The sequence below is a fragment of the Nocardia shimofusensis NBRC 100134 genome (genome assembly GCF_001613125.1).
GTDB classification, from domain to species: domain Bacteria; phylum Actinomycetota; class Actinomycetes; order Mycobacteriales; family Mycobacteriaceae; genus Nocardia; species Nocardia shimofusensis.
In genome coordinates, this window is record NZ_BDBT01000038.1 from 1 (window position 1) to 26,461 (window position 26,461).

Below are 26,461 nucleotides of genomic sequence, written 5' to 3' on the forward strand. Positions count from 1 at the left end.
CATCTCGGCTGCGGTCGTCGACGACGACGGCGCCGATCTCGCGCCCGGCGGCTCCGGACTCCTGGTCCTGGACCAGCCCTGGCCGTCCATGCTGCGCGGCATCTGGGGCGACATGGACCGCTACCGCGAAACCTATTGGGCGCGTTTCGCCGACCAGGGGTGGTACTTCGCCGGTGACGGGGCGAAGGTCGACGAGGACGACGCGCTCTGGGTCCTGGGCCGCGTCGACGACGTCATGAACGTCTCCGGCCACCGCATCTCCACCGCCGAAGTCGAATCCGCCCTCGTCGGGCACTCCAGCGTCGCCGAAGCCGCCGTCGTCGGGGCCGCCGACGCCACCACCGGCCAGGGCATCGTCGCCTTCGTCATCCTCACCGCCGATGCCGAGAACACCGGCGCGGCACTCGCCGACGACCTGAAGGCCGAAGTCGCCCGCGAGATCAGTCCCATCGCCAAGCCGCGCGACATCCACATCGTTCCCGAACTGCCCAAGACCCGCAGCGGCAAGATCATGCGCCGCCTGCTGCGCGACATCGCCGAGGGCCGCGAACTCGGCGACACCTCCACCCTCGTCGACCCGAGCGTCTTCGAGGCCATCGCGCGCAGCTGAATCGGGTGGCGCACCCGGTCACATGAGGGGGATCGGGTGCGCCGTCCGGTCAGGATTCGCCGAAAAGGGTGGCCATCCGGCGGTCCATCTCGTCCGGCGGGACGTCCTCGACGTGGGTGGCGACCGTCCAGCGGTGTCCCCAGGGGTCGATGAAGGAACCGGAGCGGTCGCCGTAGAACTGGAGGGTGACCGGCTCGATTTCCCGGGCGCCCGACTCCATGGCGGTCACGAACGCGGCGTCGGCGTCGGGAACGTAGACATGCAAGCTCACGGGACTGCCGCCGACGGTCTCGGGATCGAAGAACCCGACTTCGGGGGCGGGGTCGCCGAGCATCAGCACGGACTCGCCGATCAGCAGCTCGCAGTGGGCGATCTTGCCGTCCGGGCGGGGCATGCGCATGCGTTCGGTCGCGCCGAACACCTGTTTGTAGAACTCGACGGCCGCCGCCGCGCCGTCGATCGCCAGCCCGGGGGACAGCGCCGGGTATCCGTCGGGGATGGGTTCGACATCGGTCATGACCGACCTCCAGCTCGAGCCGATTCGTCTGACCTGGCGAGCCTATGCCCGCCGTGGCCGCGGCACGACCCCTTGGCGAGGGGCGTCCCGGCTACGGTTCGGTGACGGCTCCGCTCCTGGTGAGAGGTTCCTGGTGAGGGGCTATGCCTCGCGTAGTGCGCGCACCTGGGCGGCGGTGAGTTGGGCCAGCAATGCCGGGTCCGACGCTTCCGGAGCGGTGACCGAGATCTGTACGAGGGTGGCGCCGACCTGGACCAGGGTCGCCTGCGCGACCAGAGTCGCGCCCTCACTGGTCATCCGCAGCTGGAACGAGGTGCTCGCATCGCCTGCCTGTGGCTGGTCCAGCGCGCCGAGCCGGTAGTCGATGCGGGTGTTCTCGCCGTCCTCGCCGAAGTACTCGGTGCAGTTGTGCAAGGTCTCCTGGACGGCGGTGAAGGCCGGGCCCACCTCCGCGTAGCTGGCGGCGTCGATATCGATGCCGGCGAACTCCGGGCCCTCGTAGGCGACGGCGGTCCAGGTGAGCGCCTCGGGTCGCTGATACCCCAGTGCCATCAGGACTTTGCCGCAGCCGGCCGGAGTGGTCGGGGCGGGCACGGAGGCAGGCCGGGTGGATTCGTCGGCCGGGTCGTAGACGGCCACCATGCCCGCGGGCAGATCGTCCTCGCCGAGCAGGCGCAGTGCGAGGGTGTCGGCGTCGGTGAACGGCGGGACGGTGGCGGGCGCCGCGGGCACGATCGCACCCAACGCGCCCAGTTCGACCCGGTCGGCGTCGGAGTCGGTGTCCTCGGACGAGCCGCAGGCGGTCAGCAGGGCAACGGCGGTGACGGTGGCGGCGTAAGCGGTTGTGCGCACGACGGCGGACGTCCTCACTCGGCCCACGACACCTGCGTGACGATGCTCTGGCTCAGCAGGCTGACGCTGCGCGGGTCGCGGTAGACCTGGTGGCCGCCGACGGTGATCGACCCGGCCACCGGCAGCGGCAGCCCCAGGTCGAAGGTGATGGTGCCGTTGCCCTCCATGAGGTAGTCCTCGATGGACAGGGTGCCGGTGTCGTTGGGCAGCGCCCACGAGGAGGACTTCGGGGTCTGTTCGACCGTCAATTCGATGGTGAGCCGATCGCCCTCGCGCTTGGTCAGCGTCGCCGTGGTCACCTGGTCCAGGGTCACCCCGCCGGTCACCTCCTGGTGCACTGTCCACACCGCGCCCTCGCCGACGGCCTCTTCCGGGAACATGATCGAGCGGTACACCGCCTGGTAGAAGGCGTTCTCCAATGCCGCACGCGCGGCGTTCGGCGTGTCGGGGTCGGGGGCGAGGCGCAGGGCGGTGATCGCGCCCTCGTCGCTGAAGTCCAGACCGGCCTGGGAGCCGCCCGCGGCGGTCAACGCCTCGCTGAGCATCGGGTCGGGGCTGGTCACCTCACCGAGAGTGAGATCGACGCCGCCGGTGCCTGCGAGCGCGGTCATCGGGATCGTCAGCGCCGGAGTGGAGAAGTCCCGTGGCGGTTGATCGTTGATCTGCTGTTCGATGTGGTGCTCGGTGTGCAGGGTCACCCGCTGTTCGGTGCCCGGCGCGAAGGTCGGCCGCAACACGGCGCGGGGTTCGGCGCCCGGGGAGACCAGCGCGGCGGCGGCCACCGAGATGGGCACCGTCACCTCCTTGCCGATGCCGAGCGGCTCGGTGCCCTCGGTGCTCGCGGGCGATTCGGCGTCATCGGCGCAGCCGACGGCGAAGGTCGACAAGCCCAGGGCGATCGCCAGGAGCAGTGCTCCCGGTCGCGCGATCCGGGGCAGATGGGGAGAAGACAACACCGTCACGTGCAACAGGGTACGACCGCTTCCTGAGTGTGGGCTCAGACTCCACCCCGGCCGTACCCGAGCGTTATCCGCGGCGGGGCCGAACGGACACGACATCGCCTCCTCCGGTGCGGGCCCGGAGGAGGCGCGGCGCGCGGACGCGCGAGCTCTTGAGAGGATGGGGGTGTGAATGACGACCGGCACCCCGAAGACGTCGACGCCGCCGGCGCAGATGCCGCCGACGCCGATGCCGTGCGACGGGGGGACGCGCCTGCCGAGGACCTACCGCCGCTGCGGCTGCACACGCTGCTGACGCTCGCGGTGATCCTGTTCGCACTGGACCTGCTCACCAAGTGCATCGTGGTCGCCACGATCACCCCGGGCGACCCGGTCCCGATCATCGGCGACTTCGCCCGCTTCGCGCTGGTCCGCAATCCCGGCGCGGCATTCTCGATGGCCACCGGCATGACCTGGCTGCTGACGCTGGTCGCGGTGGCGGTGGTGATCGGTGTGATCAGGATCGGCCGGAAGCTGCGTTCGCTGTGGTGGGCGATCGGCCTCGGCATGGTGCTCGGCGGCGCGGTGGGTAATCTGGCCGATCGGCTGTTCCGTTCGCCGGGCCCGTTACAGGGCCATGTGGTCGACTTCGTCGCCGTCGGCTCGTTCCCGGTGTTCAACGTCGCCGACTCGGCGATCGTGTGCGGCGCGACGTTGCTGGTCGTGGCGACGCTGTTCGGCTTCGAACTCGACGGCACCCGCGTCGGACGCGACGACGGGACCGAGCCCGGCGGCGCGGTCCACGGGATCGATCGCCGCAACGCCGACACCAGCGCGACCGACGACCGTAGTACGAAGAACGACAGCAGTACGACCGACAGCGTCACGAACGACGACAGCGTCACGAACAACGACAGCGTCACGAACAACGACAGCGTCACGAACAACGACAGCGCGCGCGAGCGCGACACCGAGCACACGGGAAAGGGGAACACCACGTGAGAGAAACCAGGGCCATGCCGGTGCCCGACGGGCTGGACGGCATGCGGGTGGACGCCGGTCTGTCCCGGTTGCTCGGGCTCTCACGCACCGCGGTGGCGGCATTGACCACCGACGGCTCGGTGCTCCTGGACGGGGTCGCCGCGGGCAAGTCCGACCGGCTCAGCGCGGGCGCCTGGCTCGAGGTCGAGTTCCCCGAACCCAAGCGCGAATTGACGGTCGAGGTCGCCCCGGTGGAGGGCATGAAGATCCTCTACGCCGACGACGACATCGTCGCGGTGGACAAGCCGGTCGGCGTGGCCGCGCACACCGGCGTCGGCTGGTCCGGCCCGACCGTGGTCGGTGGGCTCGCCGCCGCGGGCTACCGCATCTCCACCTCCGGCGCGCACGAACGCCAGGGCATCGTGCATCGCCTCGACGTGGGCACCTCCGGGGTGATGGTGGTCGCCCAGTCCGAACATGCCTACACCGTGCTCAAGCGCGCCTTCAAACAGCGCACCGTGCACAAGCGCTACCACGCGCTGGTCCAGGGTCATCCCGACCCGAGCAGCGGCACCATCGATGCCCCGATCGGCCGCGCGCGTGGCAACGACTGGAAGTTCGCCGTCACCGCGGACGGTCGTCCGAGCGTCACCCACTACGACACGCTGGAGGCGTTCCAGGCCGCCAGCCTGCTCGACATCCATCTGGAAACCGGGCGCACCCACCAGATCCGCGTGCACTTCTCCGCGATCCGGCACCCCTGCTGCGGTGATCTCACCTACGGCGCCGATCCGAAACTGGCCGCCCGCCTCGGCTTGGAACGGCAGTGGCTGCACGCCCACACCCTCGGCTTCCACCATCCCGCCGACGGTCGCTGGCTCGAGATCACCAGCGAGTATCCGGCCGACCTGAGCCACGCATTGGACGTGCTGCGCGATGCGTGAGGAGGGTTCGCCCTCCGATCCCGCCGACGAGTTCGGCGGGGATACCGCCTCCGAAGGCGGCACCGTCCGCATGCTCACTCTCCTCGTCGTCGCCGTTGTGGCAGTGGGCTTCTTCGCGGTGCTTGGCATCCTGAACCCACCGCGTGATCTCGGGGTGCGCACCGACCGGCTGGGCCCGGAGAACGCCGAGCGTGTGTCCGATTACCTTGCGCGGGCGGCGGATTCGCTGGCCGACGAGGACCGCGACGACCACTGGGCACTGCTGTCGTTCACCGAGCCGCTGCCGCCGGACCAGCTGTCCGCGCACGCAGGCGGCCTGCGGATCGGCCAGGTGCTCTATCAGGTGCCCATCCCCCGCGTCCGTACCCCGCTCACCACGATCCCGGTGCCCGCGAACGAGACCGCGATCCGCAACTCGGCGGTATCGGCGGCGGGGCTCATGCGCTCCGCGTCGACCGGCGATCTCTCCGACGAGCGCTACCGCCGGATTCTCCAGGTGAGCGCGGACCGGCTCGAGGCAGGTTGCGCATGCGCGGTCGCGATCGTCGTCCGCGGCCCGGTGGACCGGCTCCGGGAACTGGGCGCCGATCCGGCGATTCGCGCGGTGGAGGCGCTGCCCGCCGACGCGGTGGCCGGTCACTACGGCGTCGCGCCGCTCCTACCCGAGCACACCGAAGCCGTTGTCCCCGGACCGGACGACGGGCCTGTTCCCGCCAACTGAGCCGCCCCTGTCGCCGGAGGGCACCGCTCAGTCGGAAAGCTGGACGACCCCGTCGAGGTAGCGGCGGCACCGCCCGATGAGCAGCACCCGGTCGCCGACCAGTTCGCAACGCAGGGCGCCACCGCGCCGGGACAGCTGGCGGGCGACCACGAGCGAACGGCCGGTGCGCTCGGCCCACAGCGGAACCAGCTGGGCGTGGGCCGAACCGGTGACCGGATCCTCCGGGATGCCGACGCCGGGAGCGAAGAATCGTGAGACCAGGTCCACCTCGTCGCCGGGGGCGGCGATGATCGCGCCGCGGGGCAGCGGCGGGAAGGCGCCGAGCAGCGGAGTCGCCTCGCGCACTTCGCTTTCCGAGGCCAGCACGAGAACCTCGTCGGGCCCGCTGTAGGCGCGCACCGGGCGCACGCCGAGCGCGTCGACGAGGGCGGGGTCGGGATCGGTCTCGACAGAGCCGACGGCAGGGAGGTCCAGGACGTATTCGTCGTCGTCGGTGCGATCGACGTGCAACCAGCCGCTGCGGGTGTAGAAGCTGACGCGATCTACGCCGGGGTGCAGGTCTTCGAGGATCTGCGCGGCCGAGGCCAGGGTGGCGTGTCCGCACATGTCCACTTCGGCGGCCGGAGTGAACCAGCGCAGGTGGAACACCGGGCGGTCGGTGGGTGCGTCAGGGGTCTGGGCGGCCTCGGGCGGCAATTGCGCGGTGTAGAAGGCGGTCTCGGCGAGGTTGTTCTCCTCGGCCAGATTCTGCAGCAGCTCGTCGGGCAACCACGACGGCAACGGCATCACCGCCGCCGGGTTGCCGGAGAACGGTGCGTCCGCGAACGCGTCGATCTGGTGCAGCAATACCTCCATTCACCAGAAGGTACCCCACCGGCGAATGACCGCGCCGCCCAAGGGTTCTCGCGGCGCGGCGGGTCGGACGACCATGTTGCACCGCGCCACGAGACCCGCCACGGGACCGAGCCCCGGCCGAACTGCCGAGATCAGGCGTGCGCGGGATCAAGCCGCCCGCCCGGCGAAGCCGGGATCAAGCCGCACCGCCCGGCGAAGCCGGGATCAGCCGGTGCTCGCCGTCCTCGGTGGCGCTGAACCACCAGGCGATCTCGACGAGCACGATGCCGATCGCGCCGATCGCCAGCGCCGTGCCCGTCAGGGCGAGGTTCGACGGGTCGAGGGCGAAGAACTCCCGGGTGAACGGCACCGTGAACAGCACCACGTAGGCCAGCACCGACACCGCGATCAGCAGCACCTTCCACCAGACGTAGGGCCTGGCGACGATCGCCAGCACCCACACCGCGATCACGATGAGCGTGATCAGAGCCGTGGTTCCCGCCTGCACCTTCTCCTGTTCGGTGGCGTCGGCGCCTTGATAGGCGATCAGGTAGGCCACGAACGTGGCCACGCCGATGACGATGCCGGACGGGATGGCCTGGCGCATGACCCGGGAGACGAACCCGGAGCGGGCGCGCTCGTTGTTCGGGGCCAGCGAGAGGATGAACGCCGGGATGCCGATGGTGAACCAGGCGGCGATCGTGACGTGGCGCGGCAGGAACGGATAGCCGATCGGGTCGTAGTCGAAGATCTGCGAGCCGAGCCCGGCCAGGCCGACCAGGAAGGCCAGCAGCACCGAGTACACCGTCTTGGTGAGGAACAGGTTCGAGACGCGCTCGATGTTGCCGATCACCCGGCGTCCCTCGGCCACCACATACGGCAGGGTCGCGAACTTGTTGTCCAGCAGGACGATCTGGGCGACCGCGCGGGTGGCGGGGCTGCCCGAACCCATCGCGACGCCGATGTCGGCGTCCTTGAGCGCGAGCACGTCGTTGACGCCGTCGCCGGTCATGGCGACGGTGTGCCCGCGCGACTGCAGCGCGCCGACCATCGCGCGCTTCTGTTCCGGGCGGACCCGCCCGAAGGTGGTCTCATCTTCGAGCACCTCGGCCAGGGCCGCGGGATCCTCGGGCAGGGTACGGGCGTCGACGGCGTGGTCGCCGCCGGGCAGATCGAGGGAGGCGGCGACCGCGCCGACCGAGACCGCGTTGTCGCCGGAGATCACCTTGATGCCGACGTCCTGCTGGGCGAAGAACTCCAGAGTGTCGCGCGCGTCCGGGCGCACCTTCTGTTCGAGCACCACCAGGGCCACGGGGGTGACGAGGCCGGGGGCGTCGGGAGCGTCCACCGGACGGTCGCTGTGGGCGAGCAACAACACGCGCAGACCCTTGCCGCCCAGTTCCTCGGCGGCGCGGGCGTCCGCGGTCGCCGGATCGAGCAGCACATCGGGCGCGCCGAGCAGCCAGTCGCCGTGGTCGCCGAAGGAGATGCCGCTCCACTTCTTGGCCGAGGAGAACGGTGCGATCCCGGTCCGCTTCCACTGCGGCGCGACGGGCAGCGCCTCCGCGATCGCCTGCACGCTGGAGTTGGGGCGGGGGTCGGCGGCGGCCAGCGCGGCCAGCGCCTCGCGCGCACCTGCCTCCTCGGCGCCGCCGAGCACTCTGACCTCGGCCAGCCGCATGCCGTTCTCGGTGAGGGTGCCGGTCTTGTCCGCGCACACCACGTCCACCCGCGCCAGCCCCTCGATCGCGGGCAGCTCCTGCACCAGGCACATGCGTTGCCCCAGCCGCACCACACCGACGGCGAAGGCGATGGAGGTCATCAGCACCAGGCCCTCGGGCACCATCGGCACCAGCGCGGCCACCATGCCGGTGACCGCGGGCCGCCACGACTCGCCACTGGAGAACAGCTGGTTGTAGATGCTGAGCAGACCCGCGGGGATGAGCAGGAGGGTGATGAATTTCAGAATCCGGTCGATACCACTGCGCAGTTCCGAATGGACCAGGGTGAACTTGCTGGCCTCCTCGGCCAGGCGCGCGGCATAGGCGTCGCGGCCGACCTTGGTGGCCCGGTAGGCGCCCGATCCGGAGACCACGTAGCTGCCCGACATCACCTGCGCGCCGATCTGCTTGTCGATCGCATCGGCCTCACCGGTGAGCAGCGATTCGTCGATCTCGAGCAGTTCGGATTCCGCCACCACGCCGTCGACCACGATCTGGTCGCCCGGCCCGAGCTCGATCAGGTCGTCGAGTACGACGTCGTGGGGCGAGATCTGCCGCGACACCCCGTCGCGACGCACCATCGGCTTGGCCTGGCCGACGATGGCGAGCCGGTCGAGGGTGCGCTTGGCCCGCACCTCCTGGATGATGCCGACCGCGCTGTTGGCGACGATGAGCAGGCCGAACATACCGTCGATGAGTGAGCCGGTGCTCAGCACCAGCGCGAACAGCACACCGAGGATGGCATTGATACGGGTGAAGACGTTGGCGCGCACGATCTCTGCCACCGAGCGGCTGGCCCGGTCGGGGACATCGTTGGTGAGCCCGTCGCGGCGACGTTGCTCGACTTGCGCCGCGGACAGTCCGGCCGACCCGGAAATCTGCTCGGTTGTCGTCATGAGCGTCAGCCTAAGCCGTTGCGGTGCGGGCCCTCATCGGCGAGCGCCGGGTTCGGGCCATTCGTCCGGGTCCACCGGGTGGCGCAGCGCTGTCACCGCGATGCGGGCGGCCTCGGCGATCGCCGCGTCCACCACGGGAAGCTGGGGGTCGGCGCGCGCGGCGCGCGTGAACACCGCCACAGCGATCGGGTACTCGCGCGGGAACTCGACCACCGCGACTTCGTTGCGGATCACACCGATGGTGCCGGTCTTGCCCGCCACCGTGACGCCGCGATGGGGGAAGGCCGCGGCGATGCGATGCGGCCAGACCTGTTTCGCCATCACAGCGCGCACGAATGCGGTCTGTCCCGGCGACAGGACCGTGCCGGACCAGAGCACGCGCAGCAGGCGGGTCATCTCCTCCGGGGTGGTCGCGCTGGTGTAGGCGGGATCGTAGGCCGCGACCGACCGGGCTTCGTCGTTGTCGGCCAGCGCCGCGAAGGCCTCGGCGGTGGTGTGGGTGTCGGTGTCGCGTAACAGGCCGCGATGCACGTCGGCGGTGCCGCCGACGATCCTGGTCTCGGTGAGGCCGAGGTCGGTGAGTACTTCTTCGACCGCGCCCAGGCCGACCTCGCCCAGCAGCACGTCGGCGGCCGCGTTGTCCGACACCGTCATCATCGAGGTGGCGAGGTCGCGGCGGCTCATGGTCACCGGGTCGTGCAGCGCCGCGATGCCGGTGGGCCCCGGCGTGCAGTCGGCGGGATCGATGGTGAGCCGGTCGGCCGGATCGATCAGCCCGGCATCCACCCCGCGGCAGAAGGCCACGAACAGCACCAGCTTGTACACCGAGGCGGTCACCACGCGGGCGTGGCCGCCGACCGAGATCTCGGCCTCGCCGCCGCAGCGCCGCGCGTGCAACCACCCGGTGCAGCCGGCATCGGCGAAGACCTCACGGATACGATCCGCCGCCGCGCGCCTGCTGTCGGCCGGATCGACCGAAGCCGCACTCGACGGACGCCGTCCGGCGGCGCTCATCGCAGCCGCTCCCGGTACAGCACGCGATCCAATGCCGCCGCGTGTGACCGGGCATCGGTGTCCGATCGGGCGCCTGCCTGCGACCGGGCATCGGGGCGCCAGGCGACGCGGACCCGCAGCGCGAACGCCTGTGGCGCCAGGTCCAGCCAGGTGATGCCCGGTGCGTTCGACGGCACCGTCGTGGTGAGCCCGAAGCTGGTGCCTGCCGCGACGGCCGCCAGGACGGCGCGGTCGTCGCGGGCCGAGGCGACCTGCGGGTCCAGACCGCGTTCCCGCAACAGATCGAGCACCGTGTCGAAGGCCGGTGGGTTGGCGGCGCGGGGCGGGTGCGCGAAGGTCAGGCCGGCGAGCATGCGAAGGGTGGGGCGTTCCGCGGTGGCGCTGCGATGGTCCGACGGGACGATCACCCGGCGCGCGACCTTCACCACCGGCCCGGCCTCGACACCGTCGACCAGGGCCGGATGTTCTACCACCGCCACATCACACAGACCCGCGCGCAGGTCGCCGAGCAGTTCGACGGTCGAACCGACCGTGGTGGACACCGTGGCTCCCGCGCTGTGGCGAAGAGCGCTCACGCAGGCGGTGATCAGCGGGTCCGGGATCGCCGCGACCACACCCAGGTGCACGTCCCCGCGGGCGTGGGCGATGCGTTGGGCTTCGGCGAGCAGCCGATCGGCGTCGTCGACCAGCAGGCGGGACCGGGGCAGCAACTGCCTGCCCCCGGCGGTGAGCATCGCGCCTTGCCTGGTGCGGTGCACGAGTTCGACGCCGAGGAACTGTTCGAGTCGGCGCAGCCCCTGCGACAGTGGCGGCTGGGTCATGTCGAGCGCGGCCGCCGCCCTTCCGAAATGTCCCTCGTCGGCGACCGAGACGAAGAAGCGGAGGTGGCGGATCAGATCCATGCGGCCATTGAACCAATCACCCCGGCCGGACCGGCCCGGCCGGATCCGCGCCACTCGCCTCGTCGCGCTGTGCCCCTGTCGCGACCTGCGGCGATATCGAGACCGACTCGCGGCGGGGAGCCGGCGATATTGGCCGCATCCCCACCGGTCGTGGTGTTCTCGCCCGGTGAAATTCCGCGTTCTCGACCTCGTCCCCGTCCACCGCAGGCGATTGCTCGCCGCCGCTGTCCTGGCGCCCGCGCTCGCCGTGTCCACGGCCTGCGACGCGAACCCCGCCACCACCGCGCCCGTGGATGTCGTGACCACCTCGGTGTCCAGCAGCCCACGCTTCGCCGATCTCGAGTCCACCTCCGGTGCGCGACTCGGTGTCTTCGCCGTCGACACCGGAACCGGGCGCGTCGTGACCCATCGCGAGCACGAGCGATTCCCGATGGCCTCGACCTTCAAGGCCCTGGCCTGCGGCGCTCTCCTGCGCGACCATCCGCTGTCCTCGGGCTATTTCGATCAGGTGATCCACTACGCGGCCGGTGAGCTCGTCGAGTACTCACCGGTCACCGAACGCCACGTCGAGTCCGGGATGACCGTGGCGCAACTGTGCGATGCCGCGATCACCGTCTCCGACAACACCGCGGGCAACCAGCTGCTGAAACTGCTCGGCGGTCCCGCCGGTTTCACCGCGTTCCTGCGCTCCCTCGGTGACGACACCTCGCGCCTGGATCGTTGGGAGACCGAGTTGAATTCCGCGATTCCCGGCGACGAACGCGATAGCACCACCCCGGCCGCGCTGGCCGCCGACTACCGCGCACTCGTCGTCGGCGACACCCTGGCCGAGCCGGAACGCGCGCGGCTCACCTCCTGGCTGGTCGCCAACACCACCGGCGACGCCCGCATCCGCGCGGGCCTGCCCGCCGACTGGACCGTCGGCGACAAGACCGGGTCGCCGGCCTACGGATCGGCCCTGGATGTGGCCGTGGCCTGGCCGCAGGGCCGCGCGCCGATCGTCATCGCGGTGTTGTCGACCAAGTCCGAACCCGACGCCGAGGCAGACAACGCGCTCGTCGCGGCCGCCGCCCGGGCCGCCGTGGCAGCGCTCGGCTGACGACGGCTTCGACAGCCGCCGTGCTCGACGTACCGGCGCCCGGTCGCCGGTACGTCGAGCGGCGTCACGCCCCACCGGCGGCGATGCCCCACTGCCGCAGCAGGTCCGGCGGAATCCCGGTCAGCCCGGCCAGCATCTGCGGCAGCGCGGCGAGCACATCGGCGGTCTGATCGGCGGGCGTGCCGTAGGTGTGGGCCGCCACCGTGAAGCCGGGACCGAACGACACCGAGGCGACTTCCGGCGTGCCGAAATCCGACCACCCCCATTTGGTGCCGAGCACTCCGGGCAGGCGCGCGGTGCCCCAATTCTGTGGCGTGCCGTCGGCGGCGCGGTCCCCGGCGGTGGCCATCCACGCCAGGATCGGCGAGCCGGGATCGCTGCGCGCCTTCGCGTGCAAGAACTCCGCGACATCGGCGCTGCTGGTGGTCGCGGCACTCCAGTGCCCGCCTGCGCCGGTCGCGGTCAAGCCGTACTCGGCGGCGACCGCGGCGATCGCGCCGGGATACTTGCCCGCCAGCCTGTCCGCCGCGACGTCGTCGGAGTATCGGATCATCCGCTCGCCGAGTTCCCTGTCCACGGCCGAACCGTCGCCGTGGCGCAGGGCGTAATCGACGAGATACAGCTTGGCGAGGGAGAGCGCGCCACGCGGCGCGTGCGCGGCGCCGAGGCCCCAGCGGTGGCCGAGGTCGGTGCGCACGGCGATGGTCGTCCGCGGTACGGCGACCTCGGTGGCGGTCTCCGCGCCCGCCCAGGTCCCTGGTATCAGCAACGAGCCCATGACGAGCGCCACGACCAGCAGTCTCCGATGTCCCATGGTCACCTCCGCGTCCGGTTCCGGTGCCACCACGAATCGCCACTGTGGCGGGGATCAAACATCGCGCTGTCCGCTCCCGCGAATCGACGCGAGCAAGATCTCGCCGACGATCGTGCAACGCTCGTCGCGAACGCCGCCCGGTCAGCGCTCGGCTGACGACGGCGCGGGCGGGCGGGCGCGGTAGCCTCACCGGAGTGCGCGCAGGCAGATCGATCCCGGGTGTCGCGTTCGGTGTAGGCGCGTATTTCACCTGGGGACTGTTCCCCGCGTTCTTCGGTCTGCTGGCCTTCGCGGGAGCCGTGGAGATCTTGGCGCAGCGGATCGTGTGGACGCTGGCAGCGGCACTGGTCGTGCTCGCGGTGGCCGGACGGCTGCGGGAGCTGCGCGGCATCGACGCCCGCACCTGGCGGCTGGCCGCGCTGGCCTCGGTGGCCATCTCGATCAACTGGGGCGTCTACGTCTACGGCGTCACCTCCGGCCATGTGGTCGAATGCGCGCTCGGCTACTTCACCAATCCACTGGTCACCGTGGCCTTCGGGGTGCTGATATTCCGGGAGCGGCTGGCCGCCGCACAGTGGGTGGCGCTCGGGCTCGGCGCGGCGGCGGTCGTGGTACTGACCCTCGACTACGGCAGGCCGCCCTACATCGCGCTCACCCTGGCAGTCTCGTTCGCGCTGTACGGCCTGGTGAAGAAGGTGATCCGGCTCGACGCCATGCGCAGCCTCGCCGCCGAGGGGCTGGTCTCCGCGCCGTTCGCCCTGGCTTTCCTGGTGTTCCTGGCGCTGACCGGATCGAACACCCTGTTCGACGGCCCGGTCGAAGCGGGATTGCTCCTGTCCACGGGGCCGGTCACGCTGGTGCCGCTGCTGCTGTTCGCGGTCGCCGCCCAGCGGGTGCCGCTGTCCACCATGGGCCTGCTGCAATACCTGACCCCCGCCATGCAGATGGCTTGGGGGGTCGCCGTCGCCCACGAGCCCATGCCCGCCTCCCGCTGGGCGGGCTTCGCCCTCATCTGGGCAGCGCTGGGGGTCTTCACCGCCGACGCGCTGCGCCGTAATCGCCGCGCCCGCCGCGACAGCCGTTCCCGGCTCGTGCCGCCCGGCGGCGTAGAAGCGGCTGCGCCCGGCGACCTGGATCAGGCTGCGCCCGAGGAGGGAGAGCCGGGAATCGCTGCGAGACCTCGGCGTGGGTGATAGCCCGTCAGGCGGGCTATCCCGGTCTCACCGGCGCCGACCTCGTCACGCTCGCCGGACGCATCACCCCGTCCGTTCAGGGGTGGCGGGGCTGACCAAGGCCCACCGGCCGACGAGCCCCTCGTCCGCAGTCCGGTGCGCTCCGGTTCCGCCGCGAACCACCGGACACGATGGCCGCACCGGGCCGACGACTGCCGCTCCGTGCCGTCAGTACGCGGTGTTGATCACGCCCGGCGACCACAGTCCCCAGCGGTCGTCGCGGGTGATCTCCGGTTCGGCGGGCACGGCGGAGTCGTCGATGCGGGTGAGCTGTTGCAGCTCGCCCCAGTCGCGGTCCCAGTCGCCGTCGAGGTAGGTGGCGAGGGCCCGAGTCTGGAGCAGTTTGCCGGTCCAGCCGAGCGGGCCACCGCTGTCGTGCGACTGCCAGAGATTGGTCACCGCCGCGCCGCCGCGGTCGGGCAGGATGCGGAAGGCGGGCACCTCGGCGATGCCGTGCCGGTGATCGAACGGGCGCTGCTTCGGGAACTGCAGGCCGACCATCCAGTCGATCAGCACCGGCTGCTCACTGCCGACGAATTCGTCGAGGGTGACGGTCCTCGGCACACGCGGCGGGGTCAGCGCGACCCACTGGGCCGGGTTGCGGTCGCGGTCGACGGCGACGATCCGGATGACGTCGGCTTCGGCCGGGATGGCGGTGAAGGGCACCCGCAGGTTGCGCCACGACGGCGCGGGACCGATGTCGATCGGCGCCACCCGGCCCATCGGCTGGGCGTCGCCCGCGGATCCGGCTGTGCCGTATTCGATCTCGACCTGCTGGCCGTCGGTCACCACCCCGTCGGCGTCGACCGATCTGATCCGCCCCGCGGCGCTGAGCGCGATGATGTCCTCCCGGTCGGCCGGATCAGGCAGCCGGTACCAGCCGGTGGTGAGTTCGGCCGGGCCGGCGTCCCCGGAGCGGTAACTGCCCATGACCGGTACCCGGGTGGCGTCCAGGCCGAACGGCAACGCGGCGGTGGACCTGCCCGCCTCCTCGTTGTCGGAGGAATCCGCGCCCAGCGCGTCGGCGATGCTGCCGGAGGAATTGTCCTCCGCGTCGGGGCGCAGGTCCTGGGCCACGCCTGCCGGGGTGAAGCCCTCGCCCACGCCGGTGAAGGTCGACACCGCATCGCCGGAGAGCGGTTCGAGCATGCCCTCGTTCGGGTCCCGCTCGACCAGTACGTAACCGGCCAGCGCGTGCGGCTCGCCGGTCACGGCCTCGATGTTGGACCGAGCCAGGGAGAACGATTCGCCTTGGGCCACAGCGGCTTTGGCGAAAGAGCCGAGATCCCACAGGACCAGCGCGGCCAGCGCGATCGTCAGCGGCGGCAGGGCCGACACCCGCCACATGGCGCGCGAGACCCGATGCGGCGCAACGTCGCCGGGGGTACGCACGTGCCACCACGCCGCGACCACCAGAAGCGCCAGCGCCAGCGCGAGGAACGCCTTGTTCAGGCCGATCCCGGCGATCGAGGGCGACTTGTCCCACCACGGCATGCCGTAGGAGGAGACGTACCACCAGCCGTTGGTGCCGGAGAACACCAGCGCGAGCAGAAACGCGACGGCCGCGGCGAACAGCACGCGATTGCGCGGCGCGCGCAGCACTCGCGGGCTCACCGCCATCGCGGCCAGCACCGCCACGCCACCGGCCATACCCGCGTACACGCCGAAGTGATGCGTCCACTTGGTCGGGGTGATCATGATCAGCAGCAGCGCGGCCGCGGTGGTGCCGAGCAGACGCCGCGCCGGGCCCGCGGCGGTCAGCGGAATCCGGCCGCCCCGGCGGAGCAGCACCGCCACGCTGATCACCAGTCCGGCCATCATCATGAAGATGCCGATCCGGCGGCCGATCGATCCGTCGATCTCCGGCTGGAAAAGGTACTGGTAGCGCAGATACTCCTGGAACCAGGGCACATCCGGGCCGATCGCGTGATGCACTCGCTGCATCTCCAGCGCGGCGCTCAACGGCTGATCGGCGAAGGCTATCGCGAGCACGAGCAGACCGGCCGCCGCCAGCGGAGCGAGCAGGGTCGCGTAGCCGAGCATCCGCTGCCCCAGCGACCCCTCGGCGCCGACCCGGTGCATGATCGACCGCGCCACCGGACGGATACCGGCCACCAGCGCGGCGATGCAGATGACGCCGGACGGCCCCGCGGTGATGGTGAACGCGGCCACCAGGATCGCCACCGCCGCGGGCAGCAGCCGCCGGGTCGCCACCGCGCGTTCCACCGAGACCCAGGTGAGCAGCAGGCCGAGCGCGACCGGCGGTTCCGGGCGCAGACCGTTGTTGTAGGGCAGCCACACCGCGAGGAATCCGAGCGCGCCGGTCCACAGCGCGAGCTGATTGTTGTGCACGGCGACGCCCAGACGCGGCACCACTTCCCGGCTCAGCAGCAGCCAGACCAGGATGCCCGCGATCAGGGCGGGCAGCCGGACCCACGGACTGGCGGTGGTCACCTCGGACATGAGGCGGATCAGGTCGTAGTAGGGGGTGCCGATCGGGTTCTCCGGCACACCGAAATACGCGAAGTAGTTGGCCATGTAGCCGGACACGCCGGACGCTCGGGCCATGCCGAACTGGTATCCGTCGTCGGAGGTGGTCGCGCCGAGGAAATGCCAGAGCACGAGCACGCCGATCACGACGCCGTCGAGCACGGTCACCCCGCGCAGGCGCGGGCTGACGCGGCGATGACGCCTGCCGTCCTCGCGGTCGATGCGATGCAGCGCGACCAGTGCCACGGCGGTGGCGATCAGCGCCAGCCAGATGGCGGCGCGTTTGAGGGGGGTCGGGGTCGAGGAGAAGCGGCTGTCGATCTCGGCGGTCACCACGGTCCCGTCGGCGACGGCCAGATCGCTGTAGATGCCGACCAGCTGCGGGCGGAAATCGCCGTCGAGCCGGACGGTCGACTCGCCGCCGAAGCCGACCAGCGTGGCCACGGCGGCGGTGGCGTCCGCGCGCACCGACAGTTCGCAGCCGGGCGCCAGCTCGGTGACCGGGACGCTGAACAGGGCCTGATTGCGCAGCACGACGTCCAGCCGGGACGGATCGTCGGGGGTGGCGGCGGTGACTCGCGCGAGGAAACCGTGGCGTTCCAGATCGGGCGACCCGGTGGGGCCGCCGGCGACCAGGACGCCGCCCGCGGGGCCGAGCCGGGCGATGGCCGCACACGGCACGGTCGCCTCGAAGGTCACCGGCGCGTAGCCGATCAGCGGCGCTTCCACGCTGTCGGCCGAACCGTTCTGCGGCCAGGTCAGGGTGGCGGCATCGACCCGGACCGGCAACAGCGGTACCGCGATCGCGCACACCACGCCGACCAGCGCGGCGAGCAGAGCGACCGGACGCGCCCACGCGGACCGGGAATCTCGGTGCAGCGGAGGGGTTTCCGAATCGTCCGCGGAAGCCGTCCGCGGCCGGACCATAGTGTCAGCCACGGCGACCGATAGTAACGGGCGATTTCGAGACGAGGATCGGGCCACACCGCGAGCCGGAACGAGGTGACGCCGCGAGCGGACGCCGGGACGTGCGCGGCCCGATCCGGCTCGGGCCGCGCACGCTCAGTACGCCGGGATCAGACGCAGGCGGGCGACTGCTGGCCCAGGTTGGTCAGCATGATGCAGGCCCATTCCTTCTGGACCTTCCACTGACCGTCCTCGCTGACGAACGGCACGTCGGCGATGTTCTCCTGGCCGTTGAGCAGGATGGTCGCCTTGGCGTTGACGGTGTCGCCGAAGGCGGTCACGTCGGTGACGGTCACGGTGGCGCCGGTCTCCGTGTAGGCCTGGGCCAGGCGTCCGGGCAGCTCGGGATCGGCCTCGATGCCCTGCACCATCTCCAGCTTCTCGGAGTTGGGCACCGTGGGATCGAGTGCCCGCTGCAGCTGGGCGTTCAGCTCCTCCGCCGTCGGCACCGCGGGCGTGTCCGCCGCGGAGCTGATGGCCGCCGCGCTGGTCGTCGTCTTGGCCGGCTTGGCCTCGTCCCCGCTGTCGTCACCGCCGCACGCGGTGAGGGTCAGGGAGGCGATAACGGCGAAGCCGGCGATCGCGATGCGTCCAGTCGTACGAAGCTTCAACTGCTCGTCCTTTGCGTTCGAGTAAGGGGTCGGTATCGGTGCCGGGCCGGCGCGCGCTCGAACCGGCAGCGCTGCCCGGCCACCCAGGCTACCGGTCAACCGAGACTGCCGAGCGGGTCCGCCCGGGACAAACTGATGTCGTCGGCGCTGAAAGTACGCGCCGGACCCGGTCCTGTCGAACTCGTCTCGAACCGCACGGTCACCACCCCGTGACCGGCCCCCTGCACCCAGCCGTGCCCGTAATCCGGATGCGACACATCCATTCCCGCCACCCACGGTCGCGCCGCCACCGGATCGATCCCCTCGATCTCGCCCCGAGCGCCCGGCGTAGCCGCGCCGCCGACCGGCGAGGCCGTCCCGGCGACCGTGGCCGCGGCGCCGATCCGAGCCGGTGCGACAGAGGAGATCTCAGCGGCAACCGCTGCGATCGAGGCGCCCACCGCCACCGGATCGACAGCGAGATCCGGACCGCCCGTGGGATCCGGGTGGCCGGGCACGACCGGTGTGTCGTCCGTGAGATCGTCGGCGAACTCTCCGCGATCGAGTTCGGGAAACAGCGATTCCTGCTGGACGGTGGACAGTCCGGCATAGCCCACCCCGACCAGCCGGATGGGTCCGAGCTCGACCGGGTCGATGGCCGAACGCTGGGCCGCGGCGGCGAGCACCGCGGGGTCGACGGTCGCGTACGGCAGGGTCGAGGAGCGGGTCACGATGCTCATATCCGCGCGTTTGAGCTTGAGCACCACGGTGCGGGCCGCGCGGCCGTCCTTGCGCAGGCGCGCGTGCGCGGACTCGGCCATGGCGGTGATGGCTCTGCGCAGTTCGGCCAGGGTCACGATGTCGGTCTCGTAGGTGTTCTCCGCGCTGATCTGCTTGGCCTCGGCGCGCTCGGTGACCGGCCGGTCGTCGATGCCCCGTGCCAGGCGGTGCAGTGCCGCGCCGACGCTGCCGCCGAGCAGCGAGACCGCTTCCGATTCCGGCAGCGCGGCGAACGCGCCGACGGTCTCGATGCCCACCGACCGCAATCTGCTCTCGGCGACGGGTCCGATCCCCCACAGCTTGCGCACCGGCAGTCCTGCCAGCAGCGCCTGTTGCTCGTCGGGGGAGATCACCCGGATCCCATCCGGTTTGGCCAGGCCGGAGGCGATCTTGGCCAGCTGCTTGCCGGTGCCGGCCCCCACCGACGCCACCAGTCCGGTGCGGTCGCGCACGACCGCGCGCAGCCGGGCACAGAACTCGTGCACCTCGGTCACGCTCGTCCCCGCCAGCTCGGCCGGTTCGCCGAACGCCTCGTCGAACGACAGCGTCTCCAGCACCGGGACGATCTCGCGCAGCGCCTCGAAGACCTGCCCGCTGAGGTGCGCGTAGACCGCGCCGCGCGGCGGAACCACCACCGCGCCCGCCCCCACCAGCCGCCTGGCCTGGTGCATGGGCATGGCAGAGCGCGCGCCGAACGCCCGCGCCTCGTAGCTCGCGCCCGCGACCACGCCGCGCCCACCGGTCCCGCCGACCAGTACCGGCCTGCCTCGCAAGGTGGGCCGGGTCAACTGCTCCACCGAGGCGAAGAAGGCGTCCATGTCGATGTGCAGCACCCACCGGCGCGCGGTGCGCCCGGGCTCGGGCAACCCCCGCACGGTACTCACGTACCGGAATCTACGCCCGGGCACCGACAGCCCGGCCCGCCTTGCCGTGGCTGCGGACCGCCGATGGCTGCGGACTTGCTGTCGGGCAGCTGTGGATGAACCGAATTCCCACGGTGGCGCACGGCCGCTTTTACCCGCGTTAACCAGCCCTGATAGCGAGCGCGTCTGGGGCGGATCGCAGGTCCGGTTGGCCCGTTTCCCCGGCCGCGATATGTGATGATCGAAGGCATGAAGATCCGCAAGGCCGTCATTCCGGCCGCAGGTATCGGCTCCCGGCTGCTCCCGCTGACCAAGGCGATCCCCAAGGAGATGCTGCCGGTCGGCGACAAGCCGGTCATCGAGCACACCGTCCGAGAGCTGGTCGCCTCCGGTATCACCGATATCACCATCGTCGTCAGCGGTGGCAAACACGTGATCCAGGACCACTTCCGCCCCAACCCCGCCCTGGTCGAGCAACTGCGCGCCGACGGCAAGACCGCCTACGCCGACGCCGTGGCCGAGGTCGGCGAGCTGTCCCGGCTCGGCCACATCACCTACCTCGACCAGCACGGCCCCTACGGCAACGGCACCCCGGTGCTCAATGCCGCGCGCAGCATGGGCGACGAGCCGATGCTGGTGCTGTGGCCCGACGACGTGTTCGTCGCCGAGATCCCGCGTGCCCAGCAGCTCATCGACGCCTACGAGCGCACCGGCGCCCCGGTGCTGGCGCTCATGCCGATGGACCCGGGCGACTCGCAGCGCTACGGCGTGCCCGTGGTCACCGACGACCAGGGCGACGGCCTGCTACGCATCACGGGTCTGCGCGAGAAACCCAAGCCCGAGGACGCGCCGTCGAACTTCGCGGCCATCGGCGGCTACGTGGTGACTCCCGGCATCATCGCCGAGCTGCGCCGGCAGACCGACGAGTGGTACTCCCACCGCACCGGTGAGGTCTACCTCACCGACGCGATCAACGTCCACGCCGCCGATAATCCGGTCTTCGGCCAGGTCATCCGTGGCCGCTGGTACGACACCGGCAATCCCGCGGACTACCTGGTCGCGCAGTTCGCCTCCGCGCTGGCTCATCCGGACTACGGCCCGGCGCTGCGCTCGCTGGCCGGCGAACTGGGCTGAGGGTCACCCGGACTCGAGCGGCCTCGATCAGAAGCGCCGGATGGTGTAGATCTCGAATTGGTTCAGCGGGCTGAGCCCGACCGGGACCCCGCGGCCGTAGGCGTTGAGGACCTGGCCGAACCCGGCGTAGATGCCCACGTGCGAGCCGTCGGGGTTGAGCACGACCACGTCGCCGGGCGAGAGCGCCCACATCGGCACCGCGGCGCCGACCTCGGCCTGTTCCCAGGTCGTGCGCGGCAACAGCACACCCACCTGCCGGAACGCCCATTGCACCAGGGCCGAGCAGTCCCAGGAATGCGGACCCATCGCGCCCCATTCGTAAGGCTTGCCGACCTGGGTGGTCGCCGCCGCCAGCGCGCCGAGACCGGCGAGGCTGGGCAGCGGGATCGCGGCCGAGCCGCTGGCACTGCCGGAACCCAGGCCGGAACCCGAACCGGAGCCTGTCCCCGAGCCCGTCCCCGAGCCCGAGCCGCTGCCCGAGCCGGAGCCGCTGCTGAGGCCACCGGACACGGGGTCGGCCGCGGCCGTGCCGCCGAGGACGATCACGGTCACCGTGGTGGCCAGCAATCCGACGGCGATCCGCCGCAGTGGTCGGCGCACCCGCGCACGGCGCGGCCGGGAATCCATCGACCGCGGACGCCGGGTCCGGCGCTGTCGTGCGGTGTCGTGTCGCGCCGAGCGATGTCGAGCCTGGGAACGTCTGATCATGCGAACGCGGCCTCCCTGTCGGGCAGATGGTCCGCGACGTCGGCACGTCGGTGGGGCGGCGTAGCGGACCTCAGCTCACCCCCGCGGCGATCGGGCTCGCACAGGTCGGGGGGACGTCAGGTGGAACTCGTCGACGAATCACACCGGCACCAGCGGTTAGCATGTGCCCCAACTACAACATGGGCGATTCTGCCGCCCCGTCCACACCGGGAACCAGGGTTCAGCAAATATCCAGCATGTGATTTGAATCACATGCTTGGCGGTTCGCGGCGGTGATCGGCTGTGGCGGAGGGGGCCCCTCCGCCACAGCCGACTGCTCACTGCTTGACGACCGCGGCCCGCATTCCGCCGGACAGATCGACGGCGTCCGCACCCGCGGCGCCGAACTCCAGCCCGGTCGCCAGGATCTCCCCGGCGATCAGGTCACGGTGCGCGCGGGCCCAGTGCTGCCGCTCGTCGGGCACCTCGAGCACCACCGAGATCCGGTCGGACACCTCGAGGCCGAGCGACTTGCGGGTCTCCTGCAGTTCCCTGATCAGGTCGCGAGCCCAGCCCTCGGCCTCCAGTTCCTCGGTGACGACCGAATCCAGGACCACCAGACCGGCATTACCGGGCAGCGCGGCGGTCGATTCCGGTTCGGCGGCGACCAGTCGCTGGGTGTACTCCTCCGGCAGCAGCGTGATGCCCGCCGCGCTGACCACGCCCTCGGCGTCCTCGCTCCACTGCCCGGCTTTGACCGCCTTGATCACCGTCTGCACGTCCTTGCCCAGCCGGGGACCGGCCGCGCGGGCGTTGACGACCAGCTCGAAACGGCCGTGCACGTCGACGTCGGAGGTCAGATCGACCTTCTTGACGTTGACCTCGTCGGCGATGATGTCGGCGTAGGGCGCCAGCCGATCCGCGTCCGCGGCGGCGATGGTGACCTCGGCCAGCGGCAGACGTACGCGCAGGTTCTTGGCCTTGCGCAGGCTCAGCACCGTCGAGCAGACCACCCGCGCCTCGTCCATCGCCGCCACCAGCTCCGGATCGGCCGGCAGCTCACCCTCGGCGGGCCAGTCGGTCAGGTGCACCGAACGACCGCCGGTGAGCCCGCGCCAGATCACCTCACTGATCAGCGGCAGCAGCGGCGCCGCCAGCCGGGCGACGACCTCGAGCACGGTGTGCAGGGTGTCGACCGCGTCGCGTTCCTCGGACCAGAAGCGCGAACGCGACCGGCGCACATACCAATTGGTGAGCGCGTCGGCGAAGGAACGCAGTTCCTCGCAGGCGGCCGCGATGTCGTAGACCTCGAGCGCCTCGGTCATGACATCGCGGGTTTGCGCCAGCTTCGCCAAGATGTAGCGGTCGAGCACGTTCTGTGAGTCTGTGCGCCACTGCCCCGGAGTCGAGGCGTACAGCTGCAAGAACGTCCAGGCGTTCCACAGCGGGCGCAGCGCATGGCTGACACCCTCGCGGATGCCGCGCTCGGTGACGATGAGATTGCCGCCGCGCAGGATCGGCGAGCTCATCAGGAACCAGCGCATCGCGTCGGAACCGTCGCGGTCGAAGACCTCGTTGACATCGGGATAGTTGCCCTTGGACTTGCTCATCTTCAGCCCGTCGTCGCCGAGCACGATGCCGTGTGCGGCAACGGTTTTGAAGGCGGGGCTGTCGAAGAGCGCGGTGGCCAGCACATGCAGGGTGTAGAACCAGCCGCGGGTCTGCCCGTTGTACTCGACGATGAAATCGCCGGGGAAATGGGAGTCGAACCACTCCTTGTTCTCGAACGGGTAGTGCACCTGCGCGTAGGGCATCGAGCCGGACTCGAACCAGCAGTCCAGGACCTCCGGCACCCGGCGCATCGTCGACTTACCGGTCGGATCGTCGGGATTCGGCCGGGTCAGCTCATCGATCGCGGGCCGGTGCAGATCCGCCGGACGCACGCCGAAGTCGCGCTCGAGCTCGTCGAGCGAACCGTAGACGTCCACGCGCGGATAGGCCGGATCATCGGACACCCACACCGGGATCGGGCTGCCCCAGTAGCGGTTCCGGCTGATGTTCCAGTCGCGCGCGCCCTCGAGCCACTTACCGAACTGGCCGTCGCGGATGTGTTCGGGCACCCAGGTGATCTGCTTGTTCAGGTCCACCATCCGGTCGCGGAAGGAGGTGACCGCGACGAACCAGGACGGCACCGCCATGTAGATCAGCGGCTGACCGGAGCGCCAGCTGTGCGGGTAGGAGTGCTCGATGGTCTCGTGGCGCAGCAGCAGGCCCGCCGCCTTGAGGTCTTTGATGATCACCGGGTTGGCGTCGAAGACCATCAGGCCCTCGTACGGCGGCACCATCGAGGTGAACTTGCCGCCCGGGTCCAGCGGCTGCACCAGCTCGATGCCGTTGGCCGCGCAGACGTCCATGTCCTCTTCACCGAAGGCGGGCGCCAGGTGCACGACGCCGGTACCCGAGTCGGTGGTGACGTAGTCGGCCCCGAGCACGCGGTGGGCGTTGGGGTGACCGACGAAGAAGTCGAACGGCGGGGCATAGGCCAGTCCGGCCAGCGCCGCGCCGTCGAACTCGCCGAGCACCTGAGCGTCCTCGCCGAACTCGCGGGCGTAGTGCGAGACCCGTTCGGCGGCCAGCACATAGCGCTTGCCGTCGGCGGCCTTCAGATGGACGTAGCGCACGTCCGGGTGCACCGCGATCGCCAAGTTGGACGGCAGCGTCCAGGGCGTGGTGGTCCAGATCAGCGCGTTCGCGCCGTCGAGCTCGCGCAGCGGATGATCCTCGGGCACCCGCAGCCGCATGTCGACGGTGACCGCCGGGTCCTGACGCATCTTGTAGGCGTCGTCGAGGCGGGTCTCCTGGTTCGACAGCGGCGTCTGCTCGTACCAGCTGTAGGGCAGCACCCGGAAGCCCTGGTAGATCAGGCCCTTGTCGTAGAGCGATTTGAAGGCCCACATCACCGACTCCATGAAGTCGAGATCGAGGGTCTTGTAATCGTTGTCGAAATCGACCCAGCGCGCCTGACGGGTCACATAGTCGCGCCATTCCCCGGTGTATCGCAGCACCGACGACTTACACGCGGCATTGAATTCCGCCAGACCCATCGCGTCGATCTGTGATTTGTCCGTGATACCGAGTTGCTTCTCGGCTTCGATTTCCGCGGGCAGGCCGTGGCAATCCCAGCCGAATCGCCGATCGACGCGTTTGCCGCGCATCGTCTGGAAACGCGGGATCAGATCTTTGACGTAGCCGGTGAGCAGATGACCGTAGTGCGGCAGGCCGTTGGCGAAGGGCGGGCCGTCGTAGAAGACGAACTCCGCTGCGCCGGAACGATTCTCGATGCTCGCACGGAAGGTGTCGTCGGCCTCCCATGCGTCGAGCACGAGACGCTCCAGTTCGGGGAACGAAGCCCCGGAACCCGCGCCGAAGTCCACGCGGGGATATGCGCTGTTGTTGTCGTCCGCCATCGCGGATCCGTCTCCTCGTGCCACCGCGCCGGCAGGCGCGTGCGATGTGGGCACGGGGACGACATCGGCGCCAGGTGCGCCGAAACCGCGGTACCACCCCGTTTGTCCGGCGTCGGACGCACCGGACCTCTCTTTGTGAGCTGTGACGGGCTCACCCGTTCGGTTCTACTGAGCCCCTCCCGCACAGGTGCGGAAGTGACCGTTCTTCCGAAGGCTCCCCGGTGATGGCCGGATCGTTGCCGTTGGTCGTGTGTTCATTCTAACGGGCGCTGTCGAGCGAATATCTCCCTGCCCGGATCAGCGCCGGACGTGCCGCCCCGGCGGCGGAGCTCCGCCGTCGGGTCTTCGGGTGGACAGTGCGCTCACCAGCAGCAGCACCGCGCCGATGCCACAGACCACGATGCAGCCCCAGGCCCAGAGCACCGAGCCCGTGGTCAACGCGGTCACCAGCAGCGCGAAACCGATCGCGGCGAGAACGAGCGTCAGGACGAGCATGCCGACCCCTCAGATATCCCGAGGCCAGATCTGCCTGCGCCGACCGTTGTCCGCTGCCCTCCGGGCGGCTTACTTGCCGCCCTTGGCGAACGAGGCCGCGGGCAGGCTGCCGGTGGAACTGCTGTCGGCGAAGGGCTCGCCGCCGTCCACCGGAACCGCCGAACCGCGGTTCTCCAGCTCCTCGAGCTGCGACTCCAGGTAGGACTTCAACCGCACCCGGTACTCGCGCTCGAAGGTCTTGAGCTGCTCGATGCGGCTCTCCAGCACGCTGCGCTGCTGGGTGATGGTGGCCATGATCTCGGTGTGCTTGCGCTCGGCGTCGGCCTGCAGGGCGTCGGCCTTCTCCTTGGCCTGACGCAACTGACTGTCGGACCTGGTCTGCGCGTCGGACAGCAGCGCGTCGGCCTTCTGACGCGCCTCGGCGACCATCGATTCCGAGCGGGTGCGCGCGTCGGTGACCAGACGCTCGGAGTTCGCCCGCGCGTTGGACAGCAGGTTCTCCGACTCGGTCTTGGCGTCACTGGTGAGGCGATCGGCCATTTCCTGAGCCAGGCTCAGCACCTTGGCAGCCTGCAGGTTCGCGTCCGCGGAGTTGTCCTTGGCCGGCGGCGCGGCCGCGATAGGCGCCGGTGGTGTCACCGGGACAGGAGGTTTGATCGGCTCCGGCTGCGCCTGCGGCACCGGCGGCTTGACCGCGGCCGGGCCGCTGCCGCGGTTCTTCTTGGCATCGGCCAGCTCGGCGTCCAGCTCCGCGACCCGCTGACGCAGATCCGCGTTCTCCTCGATCAGCCGCGACAGCTCCTGCTCGACCAGGTCGAGGAAGGCGTCGACCTCGTCCTCGTTGTAGCCGCGCTTCCCGATCGGCGGTTTGCTGAACGCGACGTTGTGCACATCGGCTGGAGTCAGCGGCATGG

The 26,461-nt window shown here is 70.4% G+C and carries 21 protein-coding genes and 1 pseudogene; 7 read left to right on the top strand and 15 right to left on the bottom strand.

Features of this window, described 5'->3' with window-relative positions:
- On the top strand, positions 1–610 hold a 610-nt coding region (locus NS3_RS25930; RefSeq protein WP_157101544.1), incomplete at its 5' end, for an AMP-binding enzyme.
- 49 nt (positions 611–659) lie between these two features.
- Here the strand turns inward: NS3_RS25930 and NS3_RS25935 are convergent.
- The 3 genes from NS3_RS25935 to NS3_RS25945 all read right to left on the bottom strand — a co-directional run bounded on the left by NS3_RS25935 (position 660) and on the right by NS3_RS25945 (position 2,935).
- Entirely contained in the window at positions 660–1,127 is a 468-nt protein-coding gene (locus NS3_RS25935) for a VOC family protein (protein WP_067864965.1), read from the bottom strand.
- 141 nt (positions 1,128–1,268) lie between these two features.
- Positions 1,269–1,979, bottom strand: coding sequence for a hypothetical protein (locus NS3_RS25940; RefSeq protein WP_067865013.1), 711 nt, complete (start codon positions 1,977–1,979; stop codon positions 1,269–1,271).
- A 14-nt stretch (positions 1,980–1,993) separates the two neighbouring features.
- Complete coding sequence (locus NS3_RS25945; protein ID WP_084495932.1) at positions 1,994–2,935, bottom strand: hypothetical protein; 942 nt, start codon at positions 2,933–2,935, stop codon at positions 1,994–1,996.
- 171 nt (positions 2,936–3,106) lie between these two features.
- Here NS3_RS25945 and lspA point away from each other — a divergent pair.
- The 3 genes and pseudogenes from lspA to NS3_RS25960 form a co-directional block, all read left to right on the top strand.
- Positions 3,107–3,682 (top strand): annotated as a pseudogene (gene lspA, locus NS3_RS25950) (signal peptidase II); the annotation flags it as partial.
- 233 nt (positions 3,683–3,915) lie between these two features.
- Positions 3,916–4,842 (top strand): RluA family pseudouridine synthase, encoded by a 927-nt coding sequence (locus tag NS3_RS25955; protein WP_067864968.1) that lies wholly within the window; start codon positions 3,916–3,918, stop codon positions 4,840–4,842.
- Positions 4,835–5,563 carry a hypothetical protein gene (locus tag NS3_RS25960; RefSeq protein WP_245649817.1) on the top strand — a complete coding sequence of 243 codons (729 nt, stop codon included), beginning with the start codon at positions 4,835–4,837 and terminating at the stop codon, positions 5,561–5,563. The genes NS3_RS25955 and NS3_RS25960 overlap by 8 nt, the downstream gene beginning before the upstream one ends.
- A gap of 27 nt (positions 5,564–5,590) precedes the next feature.
- Here the strand turns inward: NS3_RS25960 and NS3_RS25965 are convergent, their stop codons facing one another.
- The 4 genes from NS3_RS25965 to NS3_RS25980 form a co-directional block, all read right to left on the bottom strand.
- Positions 5,591–6,418, bottom strand: coding sequence for a PhzF family phenazine biosynthesis protein (locus NS3_RS25965; protein WP_067864970.1), 828 nt, complete (start codon positions 6,416–6,418; stop codon positions 5,591–5,593).
- A gap of 175 nt (positions 6,419–6,593) precedes the next feature.
- On the bottom strand, positions 6,594–9,014 hold the full coding sequence (locus NS3_RS25970; RefSeq protein WP_067864972.1) for a cation-translocating P-type ATPase: 2,421 nt from the start codon (positions 9,012–9,014) through the stop codon (positions 6,594–6,596).
- A 33-nt stretch (positions 9,015–9,047) separates the two neighbouring features.
- A complete protein-coding gene (locus NS3_RS25975) occupies positions 9,048–10,028 on the bottom strand; it encodes a serine hydrolase (protein ID WP_084495927.1) in 981 nt (326 codons plus the stop codon).
- Positions 10,025–10,930 (bottom strand): LysR family transcriptional regulator, encoded by a 906-nt coding sequence (locus NS3_RS25980; protein WP_067864974.1) that lies wholly within the window; start codon positions 10,928–10,930, stop codon positions 10,025–10,027. Before NS3_RS25980 ends, NS3_RS25975 begins: the two co-directional genes overlap by 4 nt.
- A gap of 166 nt (positions 10,931–11,096) precedes the next feature.
- Between NS3_RS25980 and bla the strand changes: the two genes are divergently transcribed.
- Positions 11,097–12,029 carry a class A beta-lactamase gene (gene bla, locus NS3_RS25985; protein WP_067864976.1) on the top strand — a complete coding sequence of 311 codons (933 nt, stop codon included), beginning with the start codon at positions 11,097–11,099 and terminating at the stop codon, positions 12,027–12,029.
- A 64-nt stretch (positions 12,030–12,093) separates the two neighbouring features.
- Here bla and NS3_RS25990 read toward each other — a convergent pair whose 3' ends face one another.
- Positions 12,094–12,843 carry a serine hydrolase family protein gene (locus tag NS3_RS25990; protein ID WP_067865022.1) on the bottom strand — a complete coding sequence of 250 codons (750 nt, stop codon included), beginning with the start codon at positions 12,841–12,843 and terminating at the stop codon, positions 12,094–12,096.
- Between the two features lie 194 nt (positions 12,844–13,037).
- On the opposite strand from NS3_RS25990, the gene rarD reads away from it, so the two are divergent.
- Entirely contained in the window at positions 13,038–14,036 is a 999-nt protein-coding gene (gene rarD, locus NS3_RS25995; RefSeq protein ID WP_084495929.1) for an EamA family transporter RarD, read from the top strand.
- Positions 14,037–14,243: 207 nt separating this feature from the next.
- Here rarD and NS3_RS26000 read toward each other — a convergent pair whose 3' ends face one another.
- From NS3_RS26000 to NS3_RS26010, 3 genes are all read right to left on the bottom strand, one after another.
- Positions 14,244–17,492 carry an arabinosyltransferase domain-containing protein gene (locus NS3_RS26000; RefSeq protein ID WP_157101545.1) on the bottom strand — a complete coding sequence of 1,083 codons (3,249 nt, stop codon included), beginning with the start codon at positions 17,490–17,492 and terminating at the stop codon, positions 14,244–14,246.
- Between the two features lie 149 nt (positions 17,493–17,641).
- Positions 17,642–18,142 (bottom strand): WKL family lipoprotein, encoded by a 501-nt coding sequence (locus NS3_RS26005; protein ID WP_067864978.1) that lies wholly within the window; start codon positions 18,140–18,142, stop codon positions 17,642–17,644.
- 95 nt (positions 18,143–18,237) lie between these two features.
- Positions 18,238–19,719 carry a DNA polymerase IV gene (locus tag NS3_RS26010; protein ID WP_067865030.1) on the bottom strand — a complete coding sequence of 494 codons (1,482 nt, stop codon included), beginning with the start codon at positions 19,717–19,719 and terminating at the stop codon, positions 18,238–18,240.
- Positions 19,720–20,013: 294 nt separating this feature from the next.
- Between NS3_RS26010 and NS3_RS26015 the strand changes: the two genes are divergently transcribed.
- A complete protein-coding gene (locus NS3_RS26015; RefSeq protein WP_084495935.1) occupies positions 20,014–20,898 on the top strand; it encodes a UTP--glucose-1-phosphate uridylyltransferase in 885 nt (294 codons plus the stop codon).
- Positions 20,899–20,925: 27 nt separating this feature from the next.
- Here the strand turns inward: NS3_RS26015 and NS3_RS26020 are convergent, their stop codons facing one another.
- The 4 genes from NS3_RS26020 to wag31 all read right to left on the bottom strand — a co-directional run bounded on the left by NS3_RS26020 (position 20,926) and on the right by wag31 (position 26,459).
- Positions 20,926–21,525, bottom strand: a complete 600-nt coding sequence (locus tag NS3_RS26020) for an NlpC/P60 family protein (RefSeq protein WP_084495931.1) — start codon at positions 21,523–21,525, stop codon at positions 20,926–20,928.
- Between the two features lie 398 nt (positions 21,526–21,923).
- On the bottom strand, positions 21,924–25,052 hold the full coding sequence (gene ileS / locus NS3_RS26025; RefSeq protein WP_067864991.1) for an isoleucine--tRNA ligase: 3,129 nt from the start codon (positions 25,050–25,052) through the stop codon (positions 21,924–21,926).
- 297 nt (positions 25,053–25,349) lie between these two features.
- Entirely contained in the window at positions 25,350–25,547 is a 198-nt protein-coding gene (locus NS3_RS26030) for a hypothetical protein (RefSeq protein WP_067864993.1), read from the bottom strand.
- Positions 25,548–25,616: 69 nt separating this feature from the next.
- Complete coding sequence (gene wag31, locus NS3_RS26035) at positions 25,617–26,459, bottom strand: DivIVA-like cell division protein Wag31 (RefSeq protein ID WP_067864995.1); 843 nt, start codon at positions 26,457–26,459, stop codon at positions 25,617–25,619.
- Positions 26,460–26,461: the final 2 nt, after the last annotated feature.

Bases quoted from the DNA above. Each gene is read 5' to 3' on its own strand.
- NS3_RS26010 (WP_067865030.1), bottom strand. From the start codon at position 19,719: ATGGACGCCTTCTTCGCCTCGGTGGAGCAGTTGACCCGGCCCACCTTG.
- wag31 (WP_067864995.1), bottom strand. From the start codon at position 26,459: ATGCCGCTGACTCCAGCCGATGTGCACAACGTCGCGTTCAGCAAACCG.
- NS3_RS25980 (WP_067864974.1), bottom strand. From the start codon at position 10,930: ATGGATCTGATCCGCCACCTCCGCTTCTTCGTCTCGGTCGCCGACGAG.
- NS3_RS25970 (WP_067864972.1), bottom strand. From the start codon at position 9,014: ATGACGACAACCGAGCAGATTTCCGGGTCGGCCGGACTGTCCGCGGCG.
- NS3_RS26015 (WP_084495935.1), top strand. From the start codon at position 20,014: ATGAAGATCCGCAAGGCCGTCATTCCGGCCGCAGGTATCGGCTCCCGG.
- NS3_RS25990 (WP_067865022.1), bottom strand. From the start codon at position 12,843: ATGGGACATCGGAGACTGCTGGTCGTGGCGCTCGTCATGGGCTCGTTG.
- NS3_RS25975 (WP_084495927.1), bottom strand. From the start codon at position 10,028: ATGAGCGCCGCCGGACGGCGTCCGTCGAGTGCGGCTTCGGTCGATCCG.
- NS3_RS26030 (WP_067864993.1), bottom strand. From the start codon at position 25,547: ATGCTCGTCCTGACGCTCGTTCTCGCCGCGATCGGTTTCGCGCTGCTG.
- ileS (WP_067864991.1), bottom strand. From the start codon at position 25,052: ATGGCGGACGACAACAACAGCGCATATCCCCGCGTGGACTTCGGCGCG.
- NS3_RS26000 (WP_157101545.1), bottom strand. From the start codon at position 17,492: ATGGTCCGGCCGCGGACGGCTTCCGCGGACGATTCGGAAACCCCTCCG.
- NS3_RS25935 (WP_067864965.1), bottom strand. From the start codon at position 1,127: ATGACCGATGTCGAACCCATCCCCGACGGATACCCGGCGCTGTCCCCC.
- NS3_RS26020 (WP_084495931.1), bottom strand. From the start codon at position 21,525: ATGGATTCCCGGCCGCGCCGTGCGCGGGTGCGCCGACCACTGCGGCGG.
- NS3_RS25965 (WP_067864970.1), bottom strand. From the start codon at position 6,418: ATGGAGGTATTGCTGCACCAGATCGACGCGTTCGCGGACGCACCGTTC.
- NS3_RS25960 (WP_245649817.1), top strand. From the start codon at position 4,835: ATGCGTGAGGAGGGTTCGCCCTCCGATCCCGCCGACGAGTTCGGCGGG.